Origin of the sequence: Frischella sp. Ac48, from assembly GCF_019641635.1 — a bacterium.
Lineage (GTDB): Bacteria > Pseudomonadota > Gammaproteobacteria > Enterobacterales > Orbaceae > Frischella > Frischella japonica.
Map to the genome: position 1 here is coordinate 711,460 of NZ_JAETXP010000009.1, position 16,409 is coordinate 727,868.

Annotated in this window: 15 protein-coding genes and 1 riboswitch; of the genes, 7 read left to right on the forward strand and 8 right to left on the reverse strand. The window is 34.5% G+C overall.

Annotated features, from left to right (window positions below):
• Nucleotides 1-144 precede the first annotated feature (144 nt).
• Nucleotides 145-354, forward strand: a complete 210-nt coding sequence (locus tag JMI89_RS07860) for a cold shock domain-containing protein (RefSeq protein ID WP_187755071.1) — start codon at nucleotides 145-147, stop codon at nucleotides 352-354.
• Nucleotides 355-403: 49 nt separating this feature from the next.
• Here the strand turns inward: JMI89_RS07860 and JMI89_RS07865 are convergent, their stop codons facing one another.
• A complete protein-coding gene (locus JMI89_RS07865; RefSeq protein WP_220679746.1) occupies nucleotides 404-871 on the reverse strand; it encodes a thermonuclease family protein in 468 nt (155 codons plus the stop codon).
• 304 nt (nucleotides 872-1,175) lie between these two features.
• On the opposite strand from JMI89_RS07865, the gene glpG reads away from it, so the two are divergent.
• Nucleotides 1,176-2,003, forward strand: a complete 828-nt coding sequence (gene glpG / locus JMI89_RS07870) for a rhomboid family intramembrane serine protease GlpG (RefSeq protein ID WP_220679747.1) — start codon at nucleotides 1,176-1,178, stop codon at nucleotides 2,001-2,003.
• Nucleotides 2,004-2,083: 80 nt separating this feature from the next.
• Here glpG and cptA read toward each other — a convergent pair whose 3' ends face one another.
• Complete coding sequence (gene cptA, locus JMI89_RS07875) at nucleotides 2,084-3,778, reverse strand: phosphoethanolamine transferase CptA (protein WP_220679748.1); 1,695 nt, start codon at nucleotides 3,776-3,778, stop codon at nucleotides 2,084-2,086.
• 263 nt (nucleotides 3,779-4,041) lie between these two features.
• The gene (locus JMI89_RS07880; RefSeq protein WP_220679749.1) at nucleotides 4,042-4,629 is read right to left on the reverse strand and encodes a YigZ family protein; all 588 of its coding nucleotides are present in this window, start codon (nucleotides 4,627-4,629) and stop codon (nucleotides 4,042-4,044) included.
• A 59-nt stretch (nucleotides 4,630-4,688) separates the two neighbouring features.
• Here JMI89_RS07880 and nfi point away from each other — a divergent pair, with 59 nt between their 5' ends.
• Nucleotides 4,689-5,360 (forward strand): deoxyribonuclease V, encoded by a 672-nt coding sequence (gene nfi, locus JMI89_RS07885; RefSeq protein ID WP_220679796.1) that lies wholly within the window; start codon nucleotides 4,689-4,691, stop codon nucleotides 5,358-5,360.
• Nucleotides 5,361-5,364: 4 nt separating this feature from the next.
• On the forward strand, nucleotides 5,365-6,111 hold the full coding sequence (locus JMI89_RS07890; protein WP_220679750.1) for a tRNA1(Val) (adenine(37)-N6)-methyltransferase: 747 nt from the start codon (nucleotides 5,365-5,367) through the stop codon (nucleotides 6,109-6,111).
• A 41-nt stretch (nucleotides 6,112-6,152) separates the two neighbouring features.
• Here JMI89_RS07890 and JMI89_RS07895 read toward each other — a convergent pair whose 3' ends face one another.
• The 5 genes from JMI89_RS07895 to argS all read right to left on the reverse strand — a co-directional run bounded on the left by JMI89_RS07895 (nucleotide 6,153) and on the right by argS (nucleotide 12,773).
• On the reverse strand, nucleotides 6,153-7,553 hold the full coding sequence (locus JMI89_RS07895; protein WP_187755077.1) for a basic amino acid/polyamine antiporter: 1,401 nt from the start codon (nucleotides 7,551-7,553) through the stop codon (nucleotides 6,153-6,155).
• Between the two features lie 60 nt (nucleotides 7,554-7,613).
• A complete protein-coding gene (gene ddaH / locus JMI89_RS07900; protein WP_220679751.1) occupies nucleotides 7,614-8,384 on the reverse strand; it encodes a dimethylargininase in 771 nt (256 codons plus the stop codon).
• Between the two features lie 223 nt (nucleotides 8,385-8,607).
• Nucleotides 8,608-9,159: an adenine phosphoribosyltransferase gene (gene apt / locus JMI89_RS07905; RefSeq protein ID WP_187755079.1), complete on the reverse strand. Its 552-nt coding sequence runs from the start codon at nucleotides 9,157-9,159 to the stop codon at nucleotides 8,608-8,610.
• A complete protein-coding gene (brnQ, locus tag JMI89_RS07910) occupies nucleotides 9,135-10,529 on the reverse strand; it encodes a branched-chain amino acid transport system II carrier protein (RefSeq protein WP_220679752.1) in 1,395 nt (464 codons plus the stop codon). The genes apt and brnQ overlap by 25 nt, the downstream gene beginning before the upstream one ends.
• Nucleotides 10,530-11,036: 507 nt before the next feature.
• The gene (gene argS, locus JMI89_RS07915; protein ID WP_187755081.1) at nucleotides 11,037-12,773 is read right to left on the reverse strand and encodes an arginine--tRNA ligase; all 1,737 of its coding nucleotides are present in this window, start codon (nucleotides 12,771-12,773) and stop codon (nucleotides 11,037-11,039) included.
• 119 nt (nucleotides 12,774-12,892) lie between these two features.
• Nucleotides 12,893-13,017, forward strand: a riboswitch (TPP riboswitch).
• Between the two features lie 70 nt (nucleotides 13,018-13,087).
• Between argS and thiB the strand changes: the two genes are divergently transcribed.
• From thiB to thiQ, 3 genes are read left to right on the forward strand one after another with little or no spacing between them, the layout of a single operon-like run.
• Nucleotides 13,088-14,080: a thiamine ABC transporter substrate binding subunit gene (thiB, locus tag JMI89_RS07920; protein ID WP_220679753.1), complete on the forward strand. Its 993-nt coding sequence runs from the start codon at nucleotides 13,088-13,090 to the stop codon at nucleotides 14,078-14,080.
• Nucleotides 14,056-15,639 carry a thiamine/thiamine pyrophosphate ABC transporter permease gene (thiP, locus tag JMI89_RS07925; protein ID WP_187755083.1) on the forward strand — a complete coding sequence of 528 codons (1,584 nt, stop codon included), beginning with the start codon at nucleotides 14,056-14,058 and terminating at the stop codon, nucleotides 15,637-15,639. Before thiB ends, thiP begins: the two co-directional genes overlap by 25 nt.
• Nucleotides 15,632-16,360, forward strand: a complete 729-nt coding sequence (gene thiQ, locus JMI89_RS07930; protein ID WP_187755084.1) for a thiamine ABC transporter ATP-binding protein ThiQ — start codon at nucleotides 15,632-15,634, stop codon at nucleotides 16,358-16,360. The genes thiP and thiQ overlap by 8 nt, the downstream gene beginning before the upstream one ends.
• The last annotated feature ends 49 nt before the right edge of the window (nucleotides 16,361-16,409 follow it).

Sequence of the window (16,409 nt, forward strand, 5' to 3'; positions counted from 1 at the left end):
TTCGTTAATAGTATACTTACCATTGTTTGTTTTTATTAGCTTTAGCTTCTTTCTAAGTGTTATAAATAAGATTTGTAAGTTTTATGTCAATCCACATATTTTTGATATGTGTTTATTTTGTTTATATATTTAGGATATTGTTAAATGACTAAAAAAACTGGCCAAGTTAAATGGTTCAATGAAAGTAAAGGTTTTGGATTTATTACACCTGCTGACGGAAGTAAAGACGTGTTTGTTCATTTTTCTGCAATTGTTAATGATGGTTTCAAGACTTTAGCAGAAGGTCAAAATGTTGAATTTTCAATTCAAGACAGTGCTCGCGGACCAGCTGCTGCGGACGTAAAAGTAATCTAAATAACCGATTACACCGAATATTTAAGAACCCTATTTATAATAGGGTTTTTTATTTTTTGTGTGACTGCTTATATACCCATGGTTCAATTGGCTGTTTATCTTGCCATAATCCTAATTTTTTTTGCCTTGCATTTGCTTCAATTTTTAGAAATTTTTGATTGGTTGCATTATTTTTAAAGCTATAAGCCCAAGCATAGCCACTTTTTACCATTTCTTGATTAATATTCATCTGATGATACAAAATAATAGCCAATGTTCTTTTATAAATATCCTTGCCTTTATCTATAATTAAAACCTGTTTTTGATCTATCAATGACGCTAGGTATTGTTTTGACTTATGAGAATAGGGTTGACCATGTTCTGGTGCATCAATATCTATTAAGCGTACTTTTATTTTATTATTTTTCGTGGTTAGAACCTCAACTGTATCACCATCAATAACTTTAATTACTTTTGCTGAAAAATTAGCAAATGCATTAATACTAAAAAAAATAAAAACAATAATCCATTTTTTCATAATGTGGCCTCTAAATTTTATTTAATTACTATAACCGAATTTAGCGTAGATTAACTGAAAGGCATGGCATTTCTCTTATGGTAATAAAATCTATGTGGAAGTTAATTTAATTTTAATGCTAAGTAGCGTTTTTGTGATTTATGTACCAATTTTCTTTAAATGATTTTCATCCGATTTTCGCGTCTATTTATTAAATAAAAATATTTAATCATAACAAAATCTCTATTAAAGCATACTCATTAGCATTAATCAGTTGCATTTTTGGTATAATTATTAATAGTAACAGTATTAAAAGGTGATTAATATGTATTTGGTATCATTTAAACATGCACAATATGCTCAAACTTTTGTGGATTATATGAAAACTAAGGGAATTATTGTGCGGATGGAATCCGATGCAGAAGGAAATTATGCATTATTTCTCGATAGTGATGATGAAAATACTCTTATAACCGTTAAATCAGCATTAAATGCTTACTTAGAAAATCCGCTTGATCCTCACTATACCAATGCAAGTTGGCAAATTGGTAGTAACCTTCCTCATCGTACCAGTAAATTATTTACCCTTAGTTTACCCAACATTATTTCAGTTGGGGGATTAACAAAATTGATCACAGCGACTTGTATATTTTGTTATATGCTACTATTACTTTTTGGTAAAAATATACTTTTAGCCTATTTAGGTTATCCAATTGATGCTAATTATACTCAATTTTGGCGATATTTCACACCAGTATTCATGCATTTTTCATTATTGCATCTAGTTTCGAACTTGGTTTGGTGGTGGTATTTAGGGGGAATGATTGAAAAATATCGAGGAATATATAAACTGCTTGAAATATTAATTCTAGCAGCTATTCTTGGCAATTATGCGACAGCAGAAGTATCAGGTCCCTATTTTGGTGGTTTATCTGGGGTAGTATATGCTTTGATGGGATATGTATGGTTATATGGTGAGAATGTTAAAACTTCAACCATAAGATTTGATCGCGGAATACTTATTATAGCTATCGTTTGGTTGATTGCTGGTTATTCTGGCTGGCTAGGAGCAATTGCTAATACTGCACATTTAGTCGGTTTAATGATTGGCTTGTTATTAGCAGCTAAAGATATTTGGATTTTAAAAAAATAATCAATAACTATTTAAGGGTTGCAAAATAGCTTATTGATTATTTATGGCTAATAACTTGTCACGGCGATTAATTTGCTGTCTTATTTACGAAAAAGCTTATCAAAATCATGCAAACCATTTTTTGCATATGGATCACCAATCCAGCGGGTTGTTTCAACAAAGGCTGGATTAACTAGACTTTTACTTGGTTCATAGAGATTATAGTTTAATCCAGCAAGATCGGACCAAGTATGAATAAAGTCTGCCGTACTATATTTTCGATTAGTATATTGTTGATAATTTACGGCATGAGTCTGTTGCCATTGTGGAGAAATCCAAAGTAAAAATGGAATGGTATACATAGGTTCAGTTGGGGCTTTTTCATTTCGGCCTAATACATCATGACTTGGGCTTTCATAGACATCTTCACCATGATCAGAAAAATAAAGTAAAAACCCATTTGGTTTCGAATCGGCAAAAGTATGAATTAATTGACTTAACACAAAATCATTATAGCTTTCTGCATTATCATAATTATTGTAATGTTCTAACTCCTTATTATCCAAATTGAAATTTTTTGGTGCAGATGTAAACCGTTTGTATTGTTCAGGGAAACGGTAGCGATAATTCATGTGAGTACCTAACAAATGAACAATAATGAATTTCTTTTCATCTTGATCATTAAGTACTTGTTTAAATGGCTCTAGCACCACTTCATCATATTGACGTGAATTTTGATTACGATCATTATTCAAATAAAACTGTTTATCGGCTTGTTGTGAAAACATGGTCAACATGGTATTGCGTGCCGTCATGGTTTGTTGATTAGTAATCCAATAAGTTTTATAGCCCGCCTGTTTCATAATTTGTATTATTGATGGCGATTGCAAATATAAATCAGGATGATGTTCATCAGCAAATGTTAAAACTTGTTGTAATACTTCAATCGTATAAGGTCTGGATGTAATAACATCATTGAACTTGATCAAGTTTTTATCTTGTTGATAAAGTTGATCTAATAATGGGGTAGTATTACGTTCATAGCCGTAAAGGCTCATGCGTGTTCTCGTTGTGGATTCACCAATTACTAATACTAAAGTTCTGGGCATATTGCCATTGCTATCACTAAGATTAAGAATGGGGGGAACAGATTCATAATGTTTCAATAATGCATGCATATTAGTTAATTGTTGATGATATTTATTAAAACTAATCAATAATTGCCATGGTAACGTGGTTTCCATTTTAGACACAATATATTTGACACTGCCATCAACATTTTTATTTTTAATTAATAAGCAATTAAAAAATGGTAAAATCACCGTTAGAAAGATGATTAGCAAACCAAGCAGCAAACGTTTAGTATATTTGACATGAAAAGGGCGAACATGGGTCCACAACCAAAAGGCGATTAAACTATAAATAATTATCGTGATTAGCAAGGTTATACTAAAATATTGTTGTAGATATTCAGATGTTTCTTGCAAGTTTGATTCAGACATCACAAAAAATACACTTTGAGAAAATTCTTGTCTATAAATACAAAAGTAACTAATTGGAATTAATGAAGTCAGCCATAATATAATCCCCAATATTAAGGCAATTTTTTTGCAATATTTGGGAAATATTAATCCAGGAATTAAACATAAGAGTGTATAGATTAACGAATCACGTAATCCACCAATCATGCTATGCTTAGTTATCACTAACACGAGCTGCAATCCACATGAAAAGTAAGCATAAAAGAGATATTGCCAAAAAAAGGTTTGCCAAAAATTGATTTTTTTCTGATCCATGATTTAAAGAAATAAACATAAGGGTTAATCAAGTTTAGCAAATAAAAATTAAGAAAACCTTAAATCAAATTAATTTCTTAAAGTTTTCTTTCAAGCCGTTAGGTGAGATTTATTCTTGTGTTCGATAGAGATTAATTAATTTTTCTGTGCTATCCGCATAAATGATGCCAATACGAAGTGCTTTAAAATGCCATGATTAAATGATTGTATTTAGAATTAGCTTAATTCTTGCTCGACTGAGTATTGCAATAAAATTAATTAGCTTAATCTAAAATAATTATCTGTTCACGTCCTCGGGTCAGGTTGGTTACCGTTTGATTAAGGTTGGCTAACTTTTCTTCGGTAATCGCAAAAATGATGTCTGTACCAAGCGCATTAAAGTCTTGTGATTCAATGACTGCATTAGCTTCTTTAAGCCGGTTCTCCAACACGGGCCATTCAGCATATAAACATGACAAAGCACATTTTATACGAATCACAATGGGTTGTAATGGTGCTTGTTGTAGGCAATGGCTGGCAGTACTTCCATAAGCTCTAATTAATCCACCTGTTCCTAATTTTATACCACCAAAGAAACGTGTTATCACCACAATAGTCTGATCACAATCTTGTCCTTCAATAGCAGCTAAAATAGGGCGGCCAGCAGTACTGGTGGGTTCACCATCATCATTAAAACGATATTGATTACCGATTTTCCATGCCCAACAATTATGAGTAGCAGTAAGATCACTGACTTTTTCAATAAATTCACTTGCTTCCTGAACAGTATTAATTGACGCTGCATTGACAATAAAGCGACTTTTTTTAATTTCTTCAGTAAGACAAAAGGGGGTAATCAGTGTAAATGCCATGAAATAATCTGCTAAAATAGTGAAACAGCTTAATAATACGATACTAAAAAAAAATGTCTATCAATTTAGAGCAATTAAAGCAACAACAACTGGATTATGCTTGTCGTATAATCACCCAAGATGATTTTGATTTTTCTGAACCACGCTATATTGGTGGTACTGATGTGGGATTTGAAAATGGTGGTGAAATAACTCGAGCGGCGATTGTTGTGTTGTCATATCCTGATTTAGCACTGGTTGAATATAAAATTGCTAAAATTAAGACAGCCTTTCCCTATATTCCAGGATATTTATCATTTCGGGAATATCCAGCTTTGCTTCAAGCATGGCAACAAATTGATCATAAACCAGATCTCTTGTTAGTGGATGGTCAAGGTGTTGCGCACCCAAGAGGTATCGGTATTGCCAGTCATCTTGGTCTATTATTAAATATGCCAACGATTGGTGTTGCCAAAAAAAGGCTTTATGGTCAACATGCAGAACTTGCTGGTACGCCATTAGCTTATGAAAAATTAATGGACAAATCAGCGGAACAGCAAATCGGTTGGGTATTACGTAGTAAACTTCGCTGTAATCCGTTATTTATATCGACCGGTCATCGAGTGAGTCAACAAACTGCATTAAAATGGGTCATCAACTGTTTGCAAGGTTATCGTTTGCCTGAACCAACTCGTTTTGCTGATGCCGTGGCATCTAATAAACCCTTGTTTGTCCGTCGTTTGCAAAGGTAGTTAAATGCAGAAATTAAAAAAAGGTGGTTTTACGTTTAAACATTTTTTTGTTGCTCATGATCGAAGCCCAATGAAAGTTACTACCGACAGCTGTCTATTAGGTGCCTGGGCACCAATTGATATTAAGGTTAGGCGAGTATTAGATATCGGTACTGGTTGTGGCGTTATTGCTTTAATGCTTGCTCAGCGTTTAGCACAACAGCCTTGTCAAATTGATGCAGTGGATATTAATGAGCAAGCCATTTTGCAATGTCAACAAAACATTCAAGAAGCACCTTTTAACAATATTACCACCTATTTACAAGATATTAATCAATTTAATGCCAGTAAGTCAGGCTACTATGATCTTATTGTTACCAATCCACCTTATTTTGAACCGGCAGTCAGTTGTCGCAATCAACAGCGTCAACAAGCACGTTATACGGAAAGTTTAAATTTCCAACAGCTGATAACGACAGTAAAGCGCTTATTAACACCTGATGGTAAATTTTGTTTAGTATTACCTTATCATTTAGCTGAGTTATTTAAACAACTGTGTGAAAATAATCAACTTCTACTGTGCAATAGATTAAATCTACGTTATACAGTGGCGAAACCATATTCGCTTACTTTAATGTGTTTTTCTCCCTGTCAGCAAATAACTAGTGAATCTGAGCTTTATCTACGCGAAGAAAATGGAAAGTATAGTGATGATTTTAAACAATTGTTAGCCGATTTTTATTTATTTAGATCATCAGTAACGAATAATTAATTTAATTGACTAATCGTTACTGACCCGTTCTAATTATCTTATTACAGATAAAAATACCCTAACGCACTTATGGCCAATAGCACGATAATTGTGGCATAAACCTTATCATGAAAATAATTGAATACCATTAATCCTCTTTGCTTACGGGCATAGCGGTAAAAAAACAGCCCTAAGCTGTAAAGGATCATAGAAAGCAATAAATAGCTTAAACCACCTGCGTAGATCAGCCATAATCCGTATATTGTGCCACTAAGGCCAATGATAATTAAATATATTTTACCCTGTGCTAAGGCAAGTTTAAACACAAAAGCGGCTGAAAGTAGGTAAGGGATTAATACCATTGAGGTAGAGAGCTGAATCAAGGTATTATAACCAGATTGATAAAAATGAGCCATAATTAGCAAAATACTAATGAGTAGACTTGTTAGCCATAAGGCATTTGCCGGCGTACCTGCTTTATTTACTATACCAAAACAGCGAGGAACAGTATGTTGTTCACCATGACCACTTAAGAATAACATTTCGGCCGCTAACATTATCCACGATAATAAACCTCCACTGACCGAAACAATTAAACCAAGATTGATAAAAGTAGCTCCCCAGCTTCCAACAACGCGTTCAATCACTAATGCCATTGACGGATTTTTCATGGCGGCTAATTCGTGTTGTGGTACGATCCCTAATGATAAAACTGATACACATACTAATAATAAGCTGGTAATAGCAAAGCCGAAAAAGGTTGCACGGCTTATGGTAAGGATATTTTTAGCTCTGGCTGCATAAACAGTGGCACTTTCAATACCTAAATAGACCCATACGGTATATAACATGGTATGTTTAACTTGTTGCACAATCGATCCTAGCTGGGGAGAGCCCCAAAAATCAATATTAAATGTTGTGACATTAAAAGCCAGAATGATACAAACAATAAACAGTCCAATCGGAATAATTTTAGCCAAGGTAACTATACAGTTTAACAGGAATGCTTGATAAATACCTTTTAATACAAAAAAATGCACCAGCCATAGAAAACACAGTCCGAAGATGAGTGAGGCAAGGGTGGTACCATCGCCAAAAAAACGCAAATATTGAAAGGAGCCAAGTGCGCTACATAATATGACTAAATAGCTTGCGCATGACATCCATGCAGATATCCAATACCCCCATGCGGCATTAAAACCAATATAATCACCAAATCCCTCCCGAACATAGCCATACAAACCGTCGTTAATCTTATAAAATCGCACTGATAAATATTGAAAAATACGCGTTAGCATGAACATGCCTAATAAGGTAATTATCCAGGCAATTAATATCGAGCCAGCTCCAGCACCTTCAGCCATATTTTGTGGCAAGCTAAATATACCACTCCCGACAATACTTCCTACCACTAAAAGAGTTAATGGCAATAAGCCAAGCTTTTTTTTCACTGATTTATTCATTATCGATTCTTAATGTTAGTTTGTTAGACGATTAATATTTTGTATAACGTTAAATTAGTATTAAAATCTTAATGACATACAACTAACGCCACCATCAATTTTTCGATATTCGGAGGTATCAACTTCAATAACCTGATAACCTAAAGCAGCAATTTTTGCTTGAGTTATTGGATATCCTGCAGGCATAATAACTTTGCCATTTACCCATATACAATTAGCAGCATAGCTTTCAGATTCTGGAATTTCAATTATGTTAAGATGTTGAAACTCGGGTTTAGTAATAAATTCTCCAGCAGCTAATAGATTATTATTTTCTAAATAAGCCAGACCTGTTTTGAGATGTAATACTTTTTCTAAAGTAACGATGGATCCCGTCATACCATATTGATTTAAGATTGCAATTATTTGTTCCGCACCTTGCTGATTCGTTCTGGCGGATAAACCAATATAATAATGATTATCGACCATCATGATATCGCCTGCTTCTACTGTTCCTGGGGCGGTAATTTTTTGTACTTTATCGCGATAAAAACGTTTAATAGTCTCTTCTATGATTTGGGTTTCACCTCGGCGGCTTTCTGCACCTGGTCGAGTAATAATGGCACAATGTGGTGTACACAATACCGGATCTTCAACAAAGACAGAATCGGGAAAATTTTCATCAGCGGGGAGAATTGTAATATCAACATCACATTTTTGTAATGCACGGATATAATTATTATGTTGATCTAAAGCTTTTTGATAATCAGGTTTACCTAAATTGGCTGAAGTCAATCCATTGATAAGTGATTTGGCAGGAGTTCTAGTAATAATGTGGTTGAATTTTGTCATTTTCATTCCTTAATAATTATGCTTTATTAATGAATAATAATTCACATTATTTGCTTAATCAAGCACTAAATTGATTTTTTATGCTGTTTTTATTGTATATTAATACAATAAATAAAAATAATTTCATAACTATTGGTTAATCGGATTGAAAAAAGTAGGGAGATTAGGGAAACGTTTCATGAAAATTAAAGTAGGGCAATAATCATATTGCCCGAGTTTAAAATTATTCACCAGCAAATTCGACTAATGTAAAACAATTTACTCCCATTTCAGTAAGTTTGGTTTTACCACCTAAATCAGGTAGGTCAATTACAAAAGCAGCATCTTCAACGATTCCACCTGCTTTACGAATTAAATTTGTAGTGGCAGCGATGGTTCCACCAGTCGCTAATAAATCATCGATCATCAGTACCCGTTCACCAGGATTAATGGCATCGGTATGGATCTCTAATGCATCTTTACCATATTCTAATTGATATTCTTCTTTAAAAACATGGCGAGGTAACTTGTGTGGTTTACGAACAGGAATAAAACCCGCATTAAGAGCTAAAGCGACAGGTGCAGCAAAAATAAATCCTCTGGCTTCTGTACCAACAACTTTATCTATTTTTTTATTACGGTAGTGTGCAACGAGTAATTCAACCGTTGTTTTAAAAGCCTCTGGATTTTCCAATAAACTGGTAATATCCCTAAATAGAATTCCTTTTTTCGGATAATCAGGAATAGTAATAATACTATTTTTAATAAAATCTAATTGTGCTTGGTTGTTTGGCATAACTCATGTTCCTTAATTGCAAAAATTTTTTTCTGGGTGGTACACTTAGCAACAATGTAGCCCAGTATACCACCAATAATCGCTGGTGTGATCCACCCAATTCCTTGTTGATATAAAGGCATGTAATCGATAAATCTATTATGGAGTAGATTAACAAGTTGAGCGATAGTTGGTAGATATTCGTATAATGTTGTATCTGGTAAAAGCATAGTATTAAGTTCAGATAGAATACTGGTAAAAAGCGTAAAATAGATCGCACCAATATAAACTAACTTATAACCATCAAATAGTCGATGAATAAAAGTTAGTGCGATGAACACAATGGTTACAGGATAGATGACAGATAATACCGGAACCGAAAATGCTATCAGGGCATTAAGCCCAATATTGGCAAATAACGCACTGATAATAGTAAATAAAATTGCATAATGACGATAAGTCAATTTAGGATATAGTGAAACAAGATAATTGGCACAGGCATGCGTCAACCCAATGTTGGTTGTCATACAGGCAACTATCACCATTAGACCTAATATCAGATTACCCCAAGTACCAAAATAATAATTTGATGCATGTGCCAGCACTTGTCCACCATTTTTAAGTATCCCTAATTGAGAAACACTACTTGCACCCATATAAGCTAAAGCGATGTAGAAAAAAGCTAAAATAGCGCCAGCTATCAAAGTAGCTTTAAAGCAACCAAGCATAATTTTATGTTTATCCTCTATGCCAGACTGTACAATACCTTGTACAACAATTATACCAAATACTAAAGATGCTAAAGTATCCATAGTTAAATAACCTTGTGAAAAACCGGTAAAAAAAGGTATTTGTTGATAGTCTATGTTAACTGGTGGTAATGGTATGCCCATAGGAAAACATAACGCAGCCAAAATTAAGATCAGAATAAAGCCGATTTTGATGGGTGTTAAAAATTTCCCAACGATATCGATAAATTTATGCGGACGTAAAGATAGAAAGCAGCATAACCCATAAAACAAGATTGAAAAAATGGCTAAAGCTAACGAGCTATGATTTTCACTAACAAATGGTTTTATGCCAATTTCATATGATACACTTCCTGTTCTTGGCATAGCAAATAGCGGACCAATGGTAAGATAAAGGGTTGTGGCAAAAATAAAACCAAATATCGTTCCCGCACGTTGGGTAATTTTCAGACAATCTTGCTCACCGGAAAATCCTACCGCAATCACACCTAATAAGGGTAGTATAACCCCAGTAATAATAAATCCCCATGAGGCCAACGCAAAATGATCGCCCGACAATTGTCCTAGCATCACTGGAAAAATAAGATTGCCTGCACCAAAATACAGTGCAAACAATGTTATCCCAATTACAAAAATCCGCATATTATCCCTTTATAATTTAGATCGAAACTCAAAAACTGACTATTATATACTTTACTGAGTGTTTTTGGCAAAATTAGATGTATTTCCTAGACTTATATAATGTAATAACCTTGAAATAATCATTTAAAAATTAGTATCACATATTTTAATGATGCATAGTGAATATTTTTCTGTTTTATTATGATCAAAGAAGTGTTTTTCTAGATTGGTGGATTCGATATTAAATAGCTAAAGTTAACATAATGACAATAATCAATTTTAAGCGAATTAGTGAAATATCATTACTCATAAAATAAATATAGAGAACGAAATGAAGATCCGTAGTTTGATATATTGACATTTCAGTAACGGTGATATCGCCTAAGTAGGTTAATGTTGCTGTTATGGAGTTAAATTTTTACAAAATAAAATCTTAGCAGATTGAATTCATAAAGGCCATGACAACTAGAAGGTACATAGTCCGGTGATGCTTAATATCACCGGATAGAGATTAATCTTTAAGGAAAATTACATCTTTTCAACTGTCTTAATGCCTAACATATCTAAACCTATTTTTAATGTTCTCGCGGTTAGAGCAGCTAGTTTTAAGCGACTTTGTTTTTGTAAATCATTATCAGCGGATAAAATTGGACAGTTTTCATAAAAACTTGAGAATAAAGTAGCAATATCATATAAATAATTACATAAAATATGTGGTAAACCATCTTTAGCGACTGTAGCGATAGTTTCATCAAATTGCGCTAGACGAATGGCTAATGCTCGCTCTTTGTCTTGCGTTAGCAAGATATTACCGCGCAATGCTGCGTTTATCGCCAGCTCGGCTTTTCTAAATACTGATAGTACACGGGTATAAGCATATTGTAAGTAAGGCGCAGTGTTACCTTCAAAAGAGAGCATGTTATCCCAGTCGAATATATAGTCAGTAGTCCGGTTTTTAGAAAGGTCAGCATATTTGACTGCACCTATCGCTACCGCATCGACAACTTCAGCTAACTCTTGGGCAGTAAGTTCTGGATTTTTGGTTTTTATTAAATTAGTTGCACGCTCGCAAGCTTCATCTAAAAGATCGTTGAGTTTAACTGTATCACCGGAGCGAGTCTTAAATGGTCGACCATCTTTTCCTAACATCATACCAAACATATGATGTTCTAATGCTAAAGTTTCTGGAATGTAATGTGCTTTTTGGGCAATCAACCATACTTGTTGCAAGTGTTGATGTTGGCGTGAATCAGTATAATACAATATCCGATCGGCATGTAATCGTTCATAACGATACTTTAGGGCCGCAATATCCGTGGTGGCATATAAAAAACCGCCATCACGTTTTTGAATGATGATACCCATCGGATCACCTTCTTTGTTTTTAAATTCATCTAAAAACACGACTAAAGCACCTTCACTAACCACGGCTAAGCCTTTAGATTTAAGATCAGCAACAATGTCTGGTAATAGGGCATTATAAATACTTTCACCCATGGTATCTTCAAGTGATAAAGTGACATTTAAACGTTGATAGGTAGCGACATTTTGTGTCATAGTTATATCAACTAGCTTACGCCACATATTACGGCAATATTCATCACCACCTTGTAATTTGACAACATAATTTCGCGCTTTTTCAGCAAATATCTCATCTTCATCGTAATGTTTTTTTGCAGCACGATAAAATGATTCTAAATCAGCTAATGCCATATCATTAGCATTTTCGTTTTGCATCTTTTCCAGATAAGCTATCAGCATTCCAAATTGTGTTCCCCAGTCACCAACATGGTTTGCACGAATAACATGATGACCCAAAAATTCCAGTACTCGGACAGTTGCATCGCCAATAATCGTCGATCGTAAATGGCCAACATGCATTTCTTTGGCAACATTTGGTGCTGAATAATCGACGACTACATTTTGGGGGTGACTGGCTAAAGTCAGATTTAATTTGTTATCATTCAATGCCGCTTCATTTAGCTGAGCAATAAAGTCAGTTTTGAGAAAAATATTAATAAATCCAGGACCGGCAATTTCGATCTTTTCTGCAACATCGGTAAGTTCTAATTCAGCAACCACTTTTTCGGCTAATTGGCGTGGATTAATAGCCATTTTTTTGGCTACAGCCATAATACCATTTGCTTGATAGTCACCAAATTGGACTTTTGTTGATTGCTTAATTAAGGCGTCACAGTCATGTGGAGCACCCGCTGCAATCATGGCTTGTTTAATTTTGTCAGATAATAAATTTTGAATATTCACAGAAATGTACCTAATTATTGCGCAATAAATTGGGCAATATAATACCTGTAAAGGAGACAATTGTCATGTTAACAATGTGATATGCATTTACTTTATTAATAATTCAGTTAAGATAATTATTGTTCTCAACGGGGAGCAAAAGGCGAAAGCCAAGCTGAGAGTTGCGCTTCATGGACTATGGAAAGCATGACCCGTCGAACCTGAACCGGCTAATACCGGCGGAGGGATTGAGCCTATCAAAGATGTCTTATGCATCATCTTGTGTCAACTCAAACCTTTTGTCTTTTTTCTTACTTTTTGACATTGGAGGCAAAATGTTTCGTCATTTATTGATTATTGGCTTTATGTTAGCCATAACTCCTTTAGCGATGGCAAAGGATAAACCAGTTTTAACTATCTATAGTTATAGTTCATTCCAATCTAAATGGGGAGCAGGAGATGAAATAAAACAAGGCTTTGAGGAGCAATGTGACTGTACCGTCAAGATTGTTGGTGTAGGTGATGCAGTAACGATCCTTAATCGATTACGATTAGAAGGCTCAAACACCAAAGCCGATATTATTTTGGGGTTGGATACGAATTTAATCAGTGCGGCAAAAAAAGCGCGATTAGTGCAACCGCATCAATTAACGAAACCGGCTGATTTAGCTGTTAATTGGTGGGATGATGATTTTATTCCTTATGATTATGGTTATTTTGCATTTATATACAATCAAAATAACATCACCAATCCGCCGACGAGCTTAGATGATTTGATTCATAACCAACATAATTGGAAAATTGTTTATCAAGATCCACGAACTAGCTCACCTGGATTAGGTTTTTTATTATGGATGAATAAAGTCTATGGTGCCAAGATTGACCAAGCCTGGCAAGATCTAGCGAAGAATACGTTAACCGTTACTAAAGGATGGAGTGAGGCATATGGTTTGTTTTTAAAAGGGGAAGCTGATTTTGTATTAAGTTATAGTACGTCGCCAACAGTACACATTATTAATGATAACGATTATCAATATAAAGCTGCAATCTTCCAAGACGGTCATTACCAACAAATCGAAGTAGCAGCGATGACACGTTATACCAAACAACAAGCTTTAGCGCAGCAATTTTTAGCATTCTTGTTAACGCCTAACGTTCAACATCAATTTGTCGAAAAGAATTACATGTATCCGTCGATTAAGATTGATTTACCTAAAGCATACAGTGAAATTGATTCGGTCACCCATTCATTATCGTTTACGGCTGATGAGGTTAAAAAATATCAAAAATCATGGATCACCCAATGGCAAAATTCCGTCAGTCAGTAACCGATTATCTACCCGGTACCTTAGCGGTTTTATTTGTCGCTGTGGTGGTGGTCAGTGCTTTAATGACGTTATGGTTGTTTGCTTATGAACAGGGCGAAGAGGGAATGTATTTTGACAGTTACCTGCAACATGTGGTTACCTTTACCTTGTTTCAGGCTGTTATATCAACCTTGATATCACTTATATTTGCGATGTTTGTGGCTAAAGCACTGGATATAGTCAATTTTCGTTGTAAATCCTTTTTGCTCAGTTTTTTTTCGGTAACCTTTGCTTTACCTTCGTTAGTCGTCGTTACGGGTTTGTTATCTGTTTATGGTTCACAGGGTATGGTAGCGCAGCTTTGTCGTTATTGGGGGATGAACTATTCATTTTCAATTTTTGGTTTAAATGGCATTTTATTAGCCCACGTATTTTTTAATTTCCCTTTTGCCACAAAAGTTTATTATCAAGCTTTACAACTCATTCCTAATGAACAAAAAAAATTAGCCCAGCAGCTTGGTTTTAATGCCTGGCAATCATTCAAATATCTTGAATTACCGATAATAGCTAAACAGTTATTGCCAATAGGTGGATTAATTTTCATGTACTGCTTTTCAAGCTTTGCCACGGTATTAACGTTAAGCGGTAGCCCCAAATATACAACGATTGAAGTGGCGATTTATCAAGCAATCCGGGATTTTGAATTATCTCAAGCAGTAGTATTATCATTAATTCAATTGTTATTTTGTATTGGCTTTATGATTATATTAAGGTTATTCATCCCCAGACATACTCCACAATTGACCTTCAATTATGCGGTTTATCGACCACAAGCTACGATTTTGACTAAAAGTCTGGCAAGCTTGGTTATTGTTGTTAGTGGGTTATTTATAATTAGTCCATTATTTGCCATTGTTATCGATACTATACAGTATTTTGCAATGTCTTTTGTAACACCGACGTTAATTCGGTCATTGATCACTTCGCTTTCGGTGGCGTTCTGCTCTGCATTGTTAGCTATGATATTCGCTGTTTCTATTTTGTGGACGCATAGTCGATTGCGTTTAATGGGCAAAGTCATTGTTAGTGATTATCTAATGTTTCTTGGTTCATTGATTCTTGCTATACCAAATATGGTATTGTCGGTCGGTTTTTTTTTACTATTTTTTAATTTGGTAGAGATGCACGGTTTTATTTTTTTGTTGGTAGTGTTAAGTAATGCTATGTTGGCGTTACCATTTATCCTACGTCATTTAGCTACCCCCCTCAGCGATTTAACTAAACGATATCATTGGTTAGCATTATCATTGAATATATCAGGAATACGATATTTATATTTAATTGAATATAAAGCATTAAAACGCTTATTTGCCTATAGTTTTGCATTTGCTTGCGTGATGTCAATGGGTGATTTTGGCATTATTGCTTTATTTGGTAGTCAAGACTTTATGACGTTACCTTATTATCTTTTTGAGTTAGTTTCTCATTATCGTTATCAGGAAGCATCATTATCAGCATTGATATTATTAATGATCAGTTATTTATTAATCAATTTATTCGAGAGTACTCACCATGATTGAATTACATCAAGTGAGCTATGCTTACCAAAATCAATCTATGATGTTCAATTTTTCTGTCGCTAAAGGAGAAATTGTGACGTTATTAGGACCAAGTGGCGCAGGTAAAAGTACCTTGTTAAATATCATTGCTGGATTTATTGCGCCTAACCATGGACAAATTATACTAAACGGCAAAGATGTAACGACAACACCGCCTGCTAAACGGCCAGTATCAATACTATTTCAGGATAACAATCTTTTCACTCATTTAACAGTTGAGCAAAATTTAGCACTAGGAATCAGTCCTGGCATGAAGTTAACGCCAGAACAACGGACAAATTTACATCATATTGCTAAACGGATAGGATTGATTGATTATCTTGATAAGCATCCTGCACAATTGTCTGGTGGTCAACGGCAAAGAGTCGCTATCGGTCGCTGTTTGTTGATACGTCGCCCCATTTTGTTATTAGATGAACCCTTTTCTTCTTTGGATCCAAAACTTAAAAATGAAATGTTCTGTTTACTTAAGGAGATTCATGCTGAATACCAGTTAACAATCGTAATGGTGACTCATCAGTTAGATGATATTGATATTAGTCATAATCGTTGTTTGGTTCTAATTGATGGGAAAATTGCGTATGATGGCGATTTTAAAAAAATCCAACAATACCCGGATGTTGCCTTACATTTAGGAATAGCATCTTATAAAATAAACAAAAGATGGCAAAACAATAGCTAATATTAGGGTAATTATTTGTATCTTTTTATCCTTGTTTAATCATTTATTG